Source organism: Stenotrophomonas sp. YJH_SMC_46 (genome assembly GCF_059370315.1).
Genome location: NZ_JCAFTO010000003.1, coordinates 512360 through 525727, shown reverse-complemented (window position 1 = coordinate 525727; position 13368 = coordinate 512360). Strand labels below are relative to the sequence as shown.

Annotated in this window: 13 protein-coding genes; 4 read left to right on the top strand and 9 right to left on the bottom strand. The window is 65.8% G+C overall.

Annotated elements, in window-relative coordinates; genetic code table 11:
• Nucleotides 1–52: 52 nt before the first annotated feature.
• A complete protein-coding gene (locus AC5P8C_RS11955; protein WP_019661222.1) occupies nt 53–823 on the bottom strand; it encodes an SDR family NAD(P)-dependent oxidoreductase in 771 nt (256 codons plus the stop codon).
• Nucleotides 820–1047: a hypothetical protein gene (locus tag AC5P8C_RS11950; RefSeq protein ID WP_019661221.1), complete on the bottom strand. Its 228-nt coding sequence runs from the start codon at nt 1045–1047 to the stop codon at nt 820–822. Before AC5P8C_RS11950 ends, AC5P8C_RS11955 begins: the two co-directional genes overlap by 4 nt.
• 146 nt (nt 1048–1193) lie before the next feature.
• On the opposite strand from AC5P8C_RS11950, the gene AC5P8C_RS11945 reads away from it, so the two are divergent.
• The gene (locus AC5P8C_RS11945; RefSeq protein ID WP_005416157.1) at nt 1194–2225 is read left to right on the top strand and encodes a LysR family transcriptional regulator; all 1032 of its coding nucleotides are present in this window, start codon (nt 1194–1196) and stop codon (nt 2223–2225) included.
• Nucleotides 2226–2447: 222 nt separating this feature from the next.
• Here AC5P8C_RS11945 and AC5P8C_RS11940 read toward each other — a convergent pair whose 3' ends face one another.
• Both AC5P8C_RS11940 and AC5P8C_RS11935 read right to left on the bottom strand, forming a co-directional pair.
• On the bottom strand, nt 2448–3143 hold the full coding sequence (locus AC5P8C_RS11940) for a YiaD family glycine zipper/OmpA-like lipoprotein (protein ID WP_005416156.1): 696 nt from the start codon (nt 3141–3143) through the stop codon (nt 2448–2450).
• 140 nt (nt 3144–3283) lie between these two features.
• On the bottom strand, nt 3284–4699 hold the full coding sequence (locus AC5P8C_RS11935; RefSeq protein WP_495218793.1) for a cryptochrome/photolyase family protein: 1416 nt from the start codon (nt 4697–4699) through the stop codon (nt 3284–3286).
• Nucleotides 4700–4808: 109 nt separating this feature from the next.
• Between AC5P8C_RS11935 and AC5P8C_RS11930 the strand changes: the two genes are divergently transcribed.
• Complete coding sequence (locus AC5P8C_RS11930) at nt 4809–5393, top strand: hypothetical protein (protein WP_134730638.1); 585 nt, start codon at nt 4809–4811, stop codon at nt 5391–5393.
• Nucleotides 5394–5412: 19 nt separating this feature from the next.
• Here AC5P8C_RS11930 and AC5P8C_RS11925 read toward each other — a convergent pair whose 3' ends face one another.
• From AC5P8C_RS11925 to AC5P8C_RS11910, 4 genes are read right to left on the bottom strand one after another with little or no spacing between them, the layout of a single operon-like run.
• Nucleotides 5413–6027 (bottom strand): inorganic diphosphatase, encoded by a 615-nt coding sequence (locus AC5P8C_RS11925; protein WP_021203979.1) that lies wholly within the window; start codon nt 6025–6027, stop codon nt 5413–5415.
• 10 nt (nt 6028–6037) lie between these two features.
• Nucleotides 6038–7387 carry a purple acid phosphatase family protein gene (locus AC5P8C_RS11920; RefSeq protein ID WP_233654136.1) on the bottom strand — a complete coding sequence of 450 codons (1350 nt, stop codon included), beginning with the start codon at nt 7385–7387 and terminating at the stop codon, nt 6038–6040.
• A 14-nt stretch (nt 7388–7401) separates the two neighbouring features.
• On the bottom strand, nt 7402–8517 hold the full coding sequence (locus AC5P8C_RS11915) for an NHL repeat-containing protein (protein WP_233652986.1): 1116 nt from the start codon (nt 8515–8517) through the stop codon (nt 7402–7404).
• Nucleotides 8517–11030, bottom strand: a complete 2514-nt coding sequence (locus AC5P8C_RS11910) for a TonB-dependent receptor (protein ID WP_495218923.1) — start codon at nt 11028–11030, stop codon at nt 8517–8519. The genes AC5P8C_RS11915 and AC5P8C_RS11910 overlap by 1 nt, the downstream gene beginning before the upstream one ends.
• A gap of 218 nt (nt 11031–11248) precedes the next feature.
• On the opposite strand from AC5P8C_RS11910, the gene upp reads away from it, so the two are divergent.
• Both upp and AC5P8C_RS11900 read left to right on the top strand, forming a co-directional pair.
• Entirely contained in the window at nt 11249–11881 is a 633-nt protein-coding gene (upp, locus tag AC5P8C_RS11905) for a uracil phosphoribosyltransferase (protein WP_005409099.1), read from the top strand.
• Between the two features lie 186 nt (nt 11882–12067).
• A complete protein-coding gene (locus AC5P8C_RS11900; protein ID WP_019661214.1) occupies nt 12068–12361 on the top strand; it encodes a PsiF family protein in 294 nt (97 codons plus the stop codon).
• Nucleotides 12362–12401: 40 nt separating this feature from the next.
• Here the strand turns inward: AC5P8C_RS11900 and AC5P8C_RS11895 are convergent, their stop codons facing one another.
• Complete coding sequence (locus tag AC5P8C_RS11895) at nt 12402–13289, bottom strand: MBL fold metallo-hydrolase (RefSeq protein ID WP_019661213.1); 888 nt, start codon at nt 13287–13289, stop codon at nt 12402–12404.
• Between the last annotated feature and the right edge of the window lie 79 nt (nt 13290–13368).

Here is a 13368-nt window from a genome sequence, read left to right as displayed (position 1 = left end):
AACGTGTTGCAAAAATCGGCGGCGCATACTGCGACCTCAACCTTGGTCGAGGTCAAGCGACGCCTGCGGTATCGCGCCACAAAGGGGGAACTTCCAGGTGCAGCAGGCCGCGTGGCAGTTCGGCATCGCTGCTGTCGCAGCGGACGATGGCGCGGTTGTCCCGGCAACCATCGAGCAGCGACACCACGCGGCGGCCGACCAGCAGCGAGCTGGGCCACTCGATGCAGGCGTTGGCCGCGTTGGCCGGGGTACACACCGGGCTGCAGACTTCCAGCATCTGCGCGCGCACGCCCAGCGCCTGCGCTTCCTGATGCACCACCTGCGCGTACATGCGCAGCGCGGCGGTAGTGATCGAGGTCTCGCCGTAGCCCGCCCAGGGCTTGGCGCTGGCCGGGCTGCCGATCATCACATAGCGCCGCGCATGCACGTTGTCCTGCAACAACGGCAGCAGGTGGCGCACCGCATGCACATGCGGCATCAGGTCGGCCTGCATGGCCCCGAGCAGCTCCTCGCCGTTGCGGTCGATCACCCGGCCGCGACGGTAGGGCCCGCCCATGGCCGCGATCACCGCGGCCAATGGACGCGGGCGCTGCCCGATGCGTTCGGCCAGGGCGCGTGCCGAGCCGTCATCGCTGAGTGAACCCAGCAGCGTCTCCAGGCCCGGCTCATCGGCGAACTGCTCATGCAGCGCAGCCAGCCGGCCCGGATCGCGACCGACCACCAGCACCGGACTGCCGGCTTCCAGCAAGGCGCCGACCACGCCCTGGCCCACGGCACCGGTACCACCGAGGACCAGAACTTCGGGCGTCAGTATCCCATTCACGGGACATTTCCTCCCAAATCCGGGATAGTCCCGATCCGGCGCAGCCGGTCACCCTTGTGGGGGGCCAAGCGGATGGCGCCGCCACGCTGCTGACGCATGGGCGCGGTAAACTCACGAAAGTCCTTGTGTACCAAGGAACTCGGACGGGCTTCGACGGTCATCGCCAGGTCCAGGGTGCTCTGGCCGGCGTTCCGGAGTCGGGCAAGAATGTTGCGCAGGCTCATGGCGGACGGGCTCCAATTAACGAATGGCGCCACGATAGACCTCAAACCTTTACTTGATTAGTCCTGATTAAGGGGAATAATCATCCCGCTCCCGGTCCAATCGTTCTGTCACGATTGTCCCATCCCCGACGTCCAGGATCCCGACCATGTCCCACGATCTCAACGAGACGCTGATCTTCGTCAAAGTGGTCGAGCAAGGCAGCTTCATTGCCGCTGCCAAATCGCTCGGCCTGCCCAAGACCACGGTCAGCCGCAAAGTGCAGGAGCTGGAAACGCGCCTGGGCGCGCGCCTGCTGCACCGGACCACGCGCCGCCTCGGGCTGACCGAAGCTGGTTCGATCTACCACGAACATTGCCAGCGCATCGCACGCGAGCTTGAAGAGGCCGAAAGCGCGGTGAGCCAGCTGCAGTCCGGCCCGCGCGGCTGGCTGCGCTTCACCGTGCCCTATTCGATCGGCATCACCTGGATCGCCCCGCTGCTGGGCCAGTTCCATGCGCAGTACCCGGAGATCCGCCTGGACATGCACATGGGCAACGAAAAGCTGGACCTGATCGCCGGTGAAGCGGACCTGGCGCTGCGCGTGGGTGCCCTGCCCGATTCCAATCTGGTCGCACGCAAGCTGGGCAGCCTGCGGACGCAGGTGTTCGCCAGCCCGGCCTACATCGAGCGCTACGGCGAGCCGCTGCATCCGGAAGAACTGCAGTTCCATCGCATCCTTGCGATGCGCAAGCCGTACCACACCGGCAACTCGCCGCGCTTCACCTGGCAGCTGGGCGAGAACGGTGGGGAACTGCGCGACTTCCCGGTTACCCCGCTGATGACCGCCAACGACATGTCTGCGTTGAATGGTGCATTGGTCTGTGGCGAAGGCCTGCTGCTGACCGGCGACGTGATGGCCAAGCCGTTCGTTGAATCGGGCATGGTGCGCCGCGTGCTGGCCGGCTGGACCGGCCCGGAAGTGGACTTCAACGCCGTGTTCGCCGGCGGCCGCCTGGTCTCGCCAAAGGTGCGTGCGTTTGTCGACTTCCTGGTCGAGAAGCTCAACTTCGATGCCAACTACATGCTGGCGCAGTGCCCTGGCGCGAAGCTGGCACAGCAGCAGAAGGCACAGGAAGATGCCGCGCTGGAAAGCAGTGGCAAGCGGATCCTGGAGAAGGTGGCCGCTTCGGCGGCGTAGCCGGGGGTATCCACGCATGGCGTCGCTCTACCCGGGCGCGCGATGCCGGTTTCTGTAGAGTCGAGCCACGCTCGACTGCTTCTGGTGAGTCGAGCACGGCTCGACTCCGCATACGCCATCGGCGTGCCGAGCAACGCTCGCCACCCACAAAAATGCCGCCTGCAAGGGCGGCATTTTCGTTCCGGCCGATGGCCGGACCGGCTCAAGCAATAACGCTACGCGTTACTGCTTGAGCGGAATCACCCGAATCTCGACACGGCGGTTCTTGGCACGGCCGGCGTCGGTGCTGTTGTCGGCAATCGGATACGCCTTGCCGGCGCCCAGGGTTTCGATACGTACGCTCTGCACGCCCTGGCCGATCAGGTACTGGGCGACCGAGTCGGCGCGTTCCTTCGACAGTCGGTTGTTCACAGCGTCGCTGCCGATGCTGTCGGTGTGGCCGACCACTTCGATCATGGTCTGGTTGTACTCACGCAGCGTACCGGCGACGCCGTTGAGCGAGCCGTAGAACTGCGGCTTCAGGGTGGCCTTGCCGAAGTCGAAGGTGATGCCGTCCGGCAGGTTCAGCATGATGTTGTCGCCCTGGCGCTGCACATCGATGCCGGTGTTGGCGGTGCGCTCGCGCAGCGCGCGTTCCTGGCGATCCTGGTACTGGCCGACCGCGGCGCCGCTGAGCGCACCGATACCGGCACCGATCAATGCGTGCTGACGGCGCTCGGTGGCGCTGTCGCCGGTCAACAGGCCGGCAGCCACGCCGATGGCGGTACCGATCAGCGCGTTACGACCGGTGCGGTTCTGCTGCTCGGTCGGATTGCCGTACTGGTCACTCTGCACGTAGGAGCCGCCGGTGGCGCAGGCCGACAGGACGGCCGCACTCATCAGGGCCAGTGCGACGTTGCGGGTGGTGTTGCGGATCATGAGGTTCTCCTTGGTTTCCGGACGGGCCGGCGGCTTGCGGGCGCAGAGAGAATAAACAGCCCGATGCGACGTCGGGATGATGATCCGGTGCGCCGACAGGGCCGCGTTCAGCTAACTGACCGGATCGCTCGGGTCACCCTTTACCCCGCCCCCGACTGGCGGTATGCCGCCAATGCGGCGTCGCGGCCCGCGGCCAGGTCCACCAGCGGCGTACGCGGATAGCCCGGGGCATGCGCCGCCAGCAGCAGCGGATGCTGCCACGGCGCAAACCGGGCCTTCACCGGCAGCGCGGCCAGTTCGGGCACCCAGCGGCTGACGTACCGTGCCTGCGGATCGAATTTCTCGGCCTGAGTCACGGGGTTGAACACCCGGAAGTACGGAGCGGCATCGGCGCCAGTCCCGGCCACCCATTGCCAGCCCATGGTGTTATTGGCCAGGTCGGCGTCGACCAGGGTGTCCCAGAACCAGCGCGCGCCATGCAGCCAGTGCGCGCGCAGGTGCTTGCACAGGTAGCTGGCCACGATCATCCGCACCCGGTTGTGCATGTAGCCGGTGTGCCACAGCTCGCGCAGGCCGGCATCGACGATCGGCACGCCGGTATTGCCGCGCTGCCAGTCGTGCAGCTGCGTGCCACTCGGAGTGGCCCACGGGAAACGGTCGAAGCGCGGGTTGAGGTTGTCGGTCGGCGTCTTCGGGAAGTGATGCAGCAGGTGGTAGGCGAAGTCACGCCAGCCCAGCTGGCGCAGGTAGCCGTCGATGTCGGCATCGGTGGCCGCACTGCGCAGCCCTTCAAGGGCTTGCGCGATGCGCCACGGCGCGATCTCGCCGAAGTGCAGATGGGGCGACAACCGCGAGGTCCCGACACGGTCCGGCAGGTCACGCTGCTCGCGATACCCGCGAAGGGCACCGTCTTCAAAGACGGACAGTGCTTCCAGCGCACCGGCTTCACCCGGCTGCCAGTGCTCCCAGAAGCCGGTATCCCAGTCCAGCGTCGGTGCCAGCTGGAGATCATCCAATGCCAGGCTGTCGACCGCGTGCGGCGCCAGTGCTTCCGGTGCAGCCTGCAGTGCCGGCAGGCGCCAATGACTGAGTACATTGCGCCAGTACGGCGTAAATACCTTGTACGGCTGGCCCTGCTGGGTGGCAATGTCCCAGGGTTCGAACAACAGGCTGCCATTGCAGCTCTGCGCGTCGATGCCCTGCTCGCGCAGCGTGCGCTTGATGGCCGCGTCGCGGGGCTGGGTGGCCGGTTCGTACTTGCGGTTCCAGTACACCGCCTCGGCGCCCGCCTGCTCGATCAGCAACTGCAGGGCCGGCAGGCTATCGCCGCTGCGCAGCACCAGCGAGGAACCCCGCGCGCGCAGGTCCGCATCCAGCGCGGCCAGTGAACGGTGGCGCCAGGCATCGGAGGCCGCACCGGGCACCCATTCGCCTTCCTCGTGCGGCGCGTGGATGTAGACCGGCACCACATCGTGACCTGCGTCCAGCGCGGCCTGCAGGGCCGGATTGTCCTGCAGCCGCAGATCACGGCGGAACCATACCAACGCTACCGACACAGGCACTGCCTTCGTTGTGGAAGGCGCACATGATAGCCAGCGGTGGTGAAGGCGATGCGCGCAGACGCTGTCTGCTAGGCTGCACGGCCGCTACCCGTTGGACTCTGACATGGAAGATCTGCACGCCTCATTCGCCCGCTTCGGGCTGCTGCATGCCCAGCACGAGCGTGACTGGCAGGGCCCGTTCCCGCTGCCCCCCGTACTGGCACGTTTTTACGCGCAGGTGGGGCCGCTGGGCGAAGAGATCAATGCCAGGGTTGGCCGCGCCGGCATCACCGTTCCCGGCCTTGATGTCTGGATACCGCCACTGCAACGCCTGTGGAGCCAGCAGGCCGGCTATCGATGGCACGGCGTCAGCGGCGAACGGATCAACGACTGGCCATCGAACTGGCTGGTGATTGCCGATCGCAGCGCCGACCCGTTCATCCTCGACCTGGACGATGGCCGTGTACTGTTCAGCCATCACGGTGCCGGCCTGCTGGATGCCGGCGAGATCACCGCCGATGTGCCGACCCTGATGGCGGCTCTGGCTGCAGCGGGCACGGTATACCTCGATGCCGGCGATGACCTCTACAACGACGATGATGATGGCGGCATCCGCCCTGAACACCAGGAGGCAGCAGTACAGGCGGTGGCCCGGGTACTGGGCGACCGCCTGCAGGCCGAATCGTTCATCGAGACGTTGCTGGACTGAATCCACGCATGGCGTGGATCTACTTTTCGAAGCGCTTCATCGCTTCGCTGATCAGTGCCCTCGCCTCGGCGGCGTTGCCCCAACCGTTGAGCTGCACCGGGTTGCGCCCGGCCGGCAGGTCCTTGTAGACCCGGAAGAAGGCCTCGATGCGCTGGCGCTCGACCTCCGGCAGATCCTTCAGATCGCGGATCGTGGCGTAGGTCGGGTCGACCTTGTCGGTCGGTACGCCGATGATCTTTTCGTCGTGCTCGCCGCCATCGATCATCTTCAGGTAACCGATCGGCCGGAAGCGCACGATCACGCCCGGATGCAGGGGTTCACGGGTCAGCACCAGCGCGTCCAGCGGATCGTTGTCGCCAGCCAGCGTGCGCGGCATCGAACCGTAGTTGGCCGGATAGGCGACCGGCATCGACTGGAAGCGATCCACATGCACCAGGCCGTCTTCCTTGATCTCGTACTTGGTGAAGCTGCCGGCAGGAATCTCCACCGCCAGGTGAACTTCATCCGGGGCCTGCTTCGGCTGGTCGGCCAGGAACGGGTGCAGCACGGTATCGGCAGCGGTCACTGCACTGGCCAGCAACAGCAGTGCCGCACCGATGGCAGCGAGAGGAACGATACGGCGGTGTGTGGTCATCGGCATCTCCTCATTCCCAGCAGCGGTCGGTACGACCCTTGGCGGTCTGTGCGCGCGGGCAGTCGCGTGGCGTAATGCGGCCTTCGGTCAGCTCCGTGCGCTGCTTGCCCCCCTTGGCATCGCGGCGCAACTCGAAGGCATCGTAGAGACGACCGGTCACGGTACGCGCCTCATAGCGCAGGCGCTGCGGATCGATGTTCAACACCTGGAACAGCTGGGTGTCCTCGGCCACCGGATCCATCGTCTTTCGTGCCTCGTCGGAGAGACGGTACTGCTTGGGCCCGGCCACGGTCACCACGTACTGCGGGGTTGCGGCCTGCCCTTCGCCACGGCGGCCGTAGGTGTGATCGTGGCCCTGCAACACCAGGTCAACATTATGGCGGCGCACCACCGGCAGCAGCACGTCACGCAATGCGGCGTTCTCGCGGCCTTCGCGCGGCGAATAGAACGGCTGGTGCAGCAGCACGATGGTCCACGGCTGGGGATTTCCGGTCAGCACCTTGTCCAGCCATTGTGCCTGTGCCGTGGCGGTGCCCAAGTCGAGTGCTGACGTGCCATCGACCACGGCCACGCGCACGCTCTGCGCGTCGAACCAATAGCTGGTCTGCTGTGCAGCGGTGGCACCATTTCCCGGCAGTGCGAACGTCAGCGGCCAGTGCCTGCCCAGCACGCGGCGTTCCTGCGGGGTGTCCTCGAACTCCTCGAAATACTCGTGGTTGCCGATGGCCGGGGCCACCAGGGTTTCCTGCGCCAGCCAGCTGGTCGCAGCAAACCACTCGCCCCACTCGCTGTCATCCATGTTGTCGCCGCCGCTGACCAGGTCGCCGGCAAACAGGCTCACGCGCGCCTGCGGTGCGGCCTTCTGTGCGGCGCGCACTACCCGGCTGACATGGCTGACGTTCTTGTTCTGGGTATCACCGAAGTACAGCAGGGTCAGCGGCTGGTCGGCCGCGGCCAGTGTGCGCAACTGGTTCCAGGCGCTCCAGCTGCCGTTGCCCTGCACGCGGTAGACGTACTGGGTATCCGGCTGCAGGCCGCTGATGTCGGCGCGATGATGATGCGACAGACCGTTCTCGGCCTGTAGCGAACGGGTCGTTGCGCGCACCTGGCGGATGCCCTCGATGGCGGGCGAATCCGAGGCGGGGGCAATCTCCAGCAGCGGTGTCTGCACGCTGCCGTCGGTACGCCAGGCCACGGCGAACCCATGGCTGGGATCGGCCGACGGGGAGGCGACGATGCGGTCCGGTACCGTCGTCGCCGCGTAGTGGCGGCTGCCCGCCGGCACCTGGGTATTGGCTTCGGCTGCTGCGAACGACAGCGACGGGAGGGCCAGCAGCAGGCCCAGTGCCAACGTAGGCATCACGCAGTGCCGGCTCATGCACCACACTCCAGCGGTAGCGCCAGCTGCTTGGCGATGCTCTCCCAGTCGAAGGCCACCACGCCCTGGTCGTCGTGCACGGCGTACAGCGCACCATGCGGGAAGCGCGCGCTGGGTTGCTGCATCATCCAGATGCCATCGGTGTTGGCCACGGTATTGCCCTGGAACGCGCCGACCGGTTTCAGCGTGTGCCGGTCGAACAGGTGGAACACGCTGCGCTGCTTGCCCTGTTCGGTGGTGATCCACCAGCCGTCCTTGCCACAGGTGCGCAGGGTCACGCCTTCGGCCTGTGCCTTGAACACGTCGCGGCCGAAGGTGGTGCCGGTAAAGCGGCCCGCCAGGGTGTAGACCTTGAACTCGCTGGCGTAGCTCTCGTCCTCTTCGGCGATCAGCAGGCGGTCGTTCTCGGGATCGCCCCAGATCGACTCGACCACGCGCAGCGCACCGGCCTCGGTGGTGTCACCGATGCTGGCGACAAGCTTCGCGTCGACCTTCGCGCCATTGCGGGACACGTGGTACTGGCGCACGCGCTTGTCCAGCTCGGCCAGCGGCGGCAGGATGTCACGCCCCTGCGCATCCTCGCCGTTGTCCCAGGAGTCGGTGACGTAGACGCTGTAGCCATCGGCACGGCGGTCGACCCACAGCCCGTACGGCTTGCGCAGGTCGTCGGCAGCGAACGTCGCCAGCGGCGTGAAGTCCGGCAGTCTCAGCACCTGCACACGGTGATTGTCGCGCTCCACGATCCACAGCAGGTCGTCGATCACCGCGATACCGTTTGGGCGGTCGAACTGCCCCGGTGCGGTGCCGCTGCTGCCGACGTCACGCAGGTGCTGCCCGGTGCTGCCGTCGTAGACCACCAGCTTGTCGGTCGCCTTGGCCGTGGCGATCAACCACAGCATGCCATCCGGAGCGCGCCAGGCCGCCGGCGAATCGATGTTGTCAGCCGGGGTCATCGGCGAAAGGAACGCCTCGGCGATGGTGGTCACCGTGCGCTCGCCGCTGGCCTTCGCTGGCGTCGCGGCCATGGCAGGATCGTTGCCGGCGGACGGTGTGCAGCCGGCGGCCAGTGCAACGGCCAGCGCGGCGGCCAGGGCAGTGATGCCACGCGCCATCACAGTGCCACCTTCAGGCCCAGCGCATAGGTGCGGCCATATTCTTCCATCTGCAGGGTGCGCGAACGCGTGCCCTGGTACAGCTCCAGCGGCTTGTCCAGCAGGTTCTGCGCCTCGAAGTACATGCTCACCCGCGGGGTGAACTTGTAATCCAGCGAGAAATCGAGCTGGGTGTTGGGTGCAACATAGATGTCGAACGCGCGGCCCTTGCCGATGCTGTCCAGGTACTCGCTGCGGTATACGGCCGCCAGGCGCGTGCTCACACCGTATTTTTCATAGCCGATGTGTGCGCTGTAGACATGCTTGGAGGCGCGCGGCAGCGTGAAATCCTCCCCTGCACGGTCCTTGATGCCGGCATCGAATTTGGTATCCAGCCAGGTGCCACTGGCACCGACCAGCAGTCCATCCAGCCCGGAAGGCAGGAAGGCCAGCTGCTGCTGCCAGTTGAATTCGGCACCACGCACGGTGGCCTTGCGGCCGTTGATCGGCTGGGTCACGTCGAAGCCGCCGTAAGCCGGGTCGTTGGTGCGCACGGTCTCCACGATGTAGCCGTCGATGGACTTGTGGAACAGGCCCAGCGAGACGATGCCGGTGCTTCCGATGTACTTCTCCACCGACAGGTCGATGTTCTTCGACTCGTACGGGTCCAGTTCCGGATTGCCCAGGCGCACTTCCTCGTCACCGCGGCTGTAGCCCACGCGCGGTGAAATGTCACCGAACGAGGGGCGCGATACGGTCTTGTTGGCCGAGGCACGCAGCACCCAGTCGTCTGCAGCGTCATAGCGCAGGTGCAGGCCCGGCAGCACGTTGGTGTAGCTGCTGTTGGCCACGCGCGGGGCAACGGTGAAGCTGCGGCCGTTGGCAGCGACGTCCACCTGGTTGCCAATCGCCTTGAACTGCGTGTTTTCCACGCGAACACCGCCGATGATGCGCAGTGCGCCCACGTCCCAGGTACCCATGGCATAGCTGGCGAAGATGTCCTCGCTTGCCACGTAATCCTCTTCCAGCGACGTCATCGCATTGCCACCGGCGTCCTGCGGGCGGGCGCTGTACTGGCCGCCGTTGGCAGCCCAATAGGCACGCATCGCGGGCGAATCCATGCCGTCACCGATATCGCCGTGGCGGTGTTCCGGCGAGGTGGTGGTCCAGCTCGACAGCGCCACCTTCGGGCCGACACGCAGTTCGCGCTCGTCCACATTCACGTCGCGGTCGCGCCAGCGGCCCAGCAGGCCGAACTTGATGCTGCTGCTGTCGCCGTCGAAGCGCACGTTGACCTGCGCGCTGTGTTCCTTGTCATTCACCTGCTTCGGCGAGATCACGAAACGATCGAACGCGTAGTTGGCATTGTCCAGCCACTGCGGATTGTCGAAGCTGTAGCTGGGCAGGCGGCTGCGCTGGTCCAGCGTGCCGTTGAAGGCCTTTCCGTTGAGCTTGAAGCGCGCCTCCATCTCGTCATTTACCCGCTCTTCGGTACGGGTGTAGCCGATCCGGTAATCGACCACGGCATTGGTCAACTTGTTCTCGCCGCCCAGGCTCGCCGCGAAAGTGTTTTCCTTCTTGGTGCGATAGCGCATGCGCTTGTCGATGGAATCCTTCGGCATGCCGTCCAGGCGGTACTGGTCGGTGCCGGTCTTGACCATCTTCGCGTCATCGAAGTTGAAGATCACGCGCTGACGGGTCTCCGCATCATCGAACTGACTGTACAGCGTGCGCAGGTAGTACTTGCTGTTTTCGTTCGGCCGCCAGTCGAGGTTGAGGTTGGCGCCGATGCGCTTGCGCTCGATCTCGTACTTGCGGTGCTGCAGGTTGATCGCGGTGACGTCGCCAGGTGCGGCGTCATCCTCGCCGTCGTACTCCACTTCGGTGTTGTCCGACTCGAACTTCCGCTTCTGGTAGTTCACGCCCAGGGCCACGCCGAAGGTGTCGTTGAACACTTCGCTGTAGTTGAAGGCGGCCTTGGGGCTGGTCTCGCCGGACAACTGCTGGTGGCTGCCTTCGATCTTGCCACGCAGGCTGCGACCGTCGCGGTCGAAAGCCGAGGCTGATTCCACCAGTACGGCGCCGCCGATGGCATCACCGGGCATGTCCGGGGTCGGCGACTTGACCACGCGCAGGCGTTCGGTGGAGTCGGACGGGATAACGTCCAGCGGCGCGGCGCGGCTGGAATCTTCCGGCGTGCCGACGGCGATGCCATCCACGCTGACGCTGTTGAGATTGGCATCCAGGCCGCGGATGACCACGAAGCGGCCCTCGCCCTGGTCGCGGGTCACGCTGATGCCCGGCAGGCGCTGCAGCGACTCGGCCACGTTCTTGTCCGGGTACTGGCCCAGTGCGTCGGAGGACACTGCATCCTCGATGGCGTCGCTGCTGCGCTTGAGGTCGACTGCGCGGATCTGCGACTCGAGCTGGGCGCGTACTTCGATGCGGTCCAGGTCGACCGCGTCGGCGGCCACGGCGCCGGTGGCGGCTACCGCCTGCTGCCCGGCCGCCTGCAGCGGTGCTGCGGCCCCCATTGCCAGGGTCAGGGTGATGGCAACGGCCAACGGAGTCTTGATATGCACTGGGAATCCCCATTCCTGTTAAGAATGGGTCTGCACGATATGTCCGCAAGGTTGCATGGCCATGACATGCACCTGCACATTTCCGGTCACGCCGCTCCGGGGCCGGTTTGGGATTCGACACGCCAATCCGGCAAAATGGCCTCCTCTCTCTCCTTTCCCCCTTCCCGACCATGAAGATCGTCGAAGTGCGCCACCCGCTGGTGCAGCACAAGATCGGCCTGATGCGCAATGCCGCGCTCAGCACCAAGGATTTCCGCGAACTGGCCAACGAGCTGGGTACCCTGCTGGCCTACGAGGCCACCGCCGACCTGGACACCGAGCCGCACACCCTGCCCGGCTGGGCCGGCCCGGTGACGGTTCAGCGCATTGCCGGCGCCAAGATCACCGTGGTGCCGATCCTGCGTGCCGGCCTGGGCATGCTCAGCGGCGTGCTGTCGCTGATCCCGGCGGCCCGTGTCAGCGTGGTGGGCCTGCAGCGCGATGAGGAAACCCTGCAGCCGGTGCCCTACTTCGAGCGCCTGACCGGCCGCCTGGAAGAGCGCGACGCACTGATCCTCGACCCGATGCTGGCCACCGGCGGCACGCTGATCGCCACCATCGACATGCTCAAGCGCGCCGGCGCCCGTCGCATCAAGGGCATCTTCCTGGTGGCCGCGCCGGAAGGCATCGAAGCAGTCAAGGCCGTGCATCCGGACGTGGAGATCTACACCGCGGCCATTGATGCCCAGCTCAACGACAAGGGCTACATCCTGCCGGGCCTGGGCGACGCCGGCGACCGCATCTTCGGAACCCGCGTCGGGTAATCCCGGTGAACGGGTCGGGTCCCTCTCCGCAGGAGAGGGCTCTGACCCGCCAACCACTCGCGGGCGCGCTTCGCCGCGGCACGTGAACGCCCGTGGACGCAGGCGTGGCCGACGCGTGGTTCTTCACGTGGCCTTACCGGTCGGAAGCGAATGCTCCGCGCACCCGCCACCGCTTGGAGCATTCCGATGAAAGCCGCTTTCCTGCTGGCCGCCGTCCTGCTGGTTGGCCTGCCCCTCGCTGCCAACGCCACCACCCCGCAGCAGCAGCGCATGGCCGAATGTTCGGCCAAGAACAAGGGGCTGAAGGGTGATGCCTACAAGACCGCGCAGAGTTCCTGCCTCAGCGGCCACGCCGCCGAAACCAAGGCGGTCAATCCACAGCAGGAACGCATGCGCAAGTGCAATGCCGACGCGGGTGCGAAGAAGCTGGCGGGCGATGCGCGCAAGACCTTCATGAGCAGCTGCCTGAAGGCGTCGTAACGAGAGTGATGTAGAGCCGAGCCCACGCTCGGCTCTGCCATTAACCCAGGGCGCGCGCCTTCAGCTCGCCCTGTTCGTGCAGGGTCACGAAACGTCCCTTGTCATCACGGCCCAGCTGCGCCAGCGCCACCTGCGGGTCGTGGGTGAAGAACAGCCGCACGTTGCGCGCCAGCTTGTCTTCAAGGAACTGCCGCTTCTCGTCGATCAGCAGCTCGGCGTTGCGGTCGTAGCCCATGGTGATCGGCACGTGTACCCATGAGCGCCCCGGGATCAGGTCGGCACAGAACACCACGCCACCGTGCGCATCTTCACCGGCATGCGCATGACCAACGATCTCGGCCAGCATCAGCCCCGGCGTATGCCCGTCGCTGTAGCTGAAGCGCACGCTGCGGCCAAGTGCCTTCGAGTACTCCCCCTCCACCACTTCCAGGCGGCCACTGGCCTGCAGCAGGCCGGGCAGCTCAGGAATGAAACTGGCCCGATCGCGCGGGTGTGGCTGCACGGCGCGCTGCCAATGCTGCGCACCGACCACGTAGGTCGCGTTGGGGAACAGCAGCTCGGGTTCACGCCCTTCGCTCCATGCCGCCAGCAGGCCGCCAGCATGATCGAAATGCAGGTGGCTGAGCACCACCACGTCGATATCCTCGTGCTCGAAGCCGGCTTCGCGCAACGAATCGATCAGTACGTGCTGACTTTCCTGCACGCCGTAGCGCTCGCGCATGCGCGGATCGAAGAACGCCCCGATACCGGTTTCAAACAGCACGGTCTTGCCTTCCAGCGGACTGGCAAGCAGCGCGCGGCAGGCCAGCTCGATGCGATTGAGCTCGTCCGGTGCCGCCCATTTTTCCCACAACGCGCGCGGCGCGTTGCCGAACATCGCGCCGCCATCAAGGCGTTGCGAGTTTCCACGAATAGACCAGAGTTTCATGTGTCGATTATCGGCGCCGGACCGTTAAATAATCGCTAGAAAGTAAACGGAAAACCCCGCCGGCGAAGACGGGGTTTCG

What these genes read in the sequence shown, in the direction of transcription:
- AC5P8C_RS11950 (WP_019661221.1), bottom strand. Translation starts at nt 1,047, where the DNA reads ATGAGCCTGCGCAACATTCTTGCCCGACTCCGGAACGCCGGCCAGAGC.
- AC5P8C_RS11945 (WP_005416157.1), top strand. Translation starts at nt 1,194, where the DNA reads ATGTCCCACGATCTCAACGAGACGCTGATCTTCGTCAAAGTGGTCGAG.
- AC5P8C_RS11940 (WP_005416156.1), bottom strand. Translation starts at nt 3,143, where the DNA reads ATGATCCGCAACACCACCCGCAACGTCGCACTGGCCCTGATGAGTGCG.
- AC5P8C_RS11930 (WP_134730638.1), top strand. Translation starts at nt 4,809, where the DNA reads ATGGAAGATCTGCACGCCTCATTCGCCCGCTTCGGGCTGCTGCATGCC.
- AC5P8C_RS11925 (WP_021203979.1), bottom strand. Translation starts at nt 6,027, where the DNA reads ATGACCACACACCGCCGTATCGTTCCTCTCGCTGCCATCGGTGCGGCA.
- AC5P8C_RS11920 (WP_233654136.1), bottom strand. Translation starts at nt 7,387, where the DNA reads ATGCCTACGTTGGCACTGGGCCTGCTGCTGGCCCTCCCGTCGCTGTCG.
- AC5P8C_RS11915 (WP_233652986.1), bottom strand. Translation starts at nt 8,517, where the DNA reads ATGGCGCGTGGCATCACTGCCCTGGCCGCCGCGCTGGCCGTTGCACTG.
- AC5P8C_RS11910 (WP_495218923.1), bottom strand. Translation starts at nt 11,030, where the DNA reads ATGGGGGCCGCAGCACCGCTGCAGGCGGCCGGGCAGCAGGCGGTAGCC.
- upp (WP_005409099.1), top strand. Translation starts at nt 11,249, where the DNA reads ATGAAGATCGTCGAAGTGCGCCACCCGCTGGTGCAGCACAAGATCGGC.
- AC5P8C_RS11900 (WP_019661214.1), top strand. Translation starts at nt 12,068, where the DNA reads ATGAAAGCCGCTTTCCTGCTGGCCGCCGTCCTGCTGGTTGGCCTGCCC.
- AC5P8C_RS11895 (WP_019661213.1), bottom strand. Translation starts at nt 13,289, where the DNA reads ATGAAACTCTGGTCTATTCGTGGAAACTCGCAACGCCTTGATGGCGGC.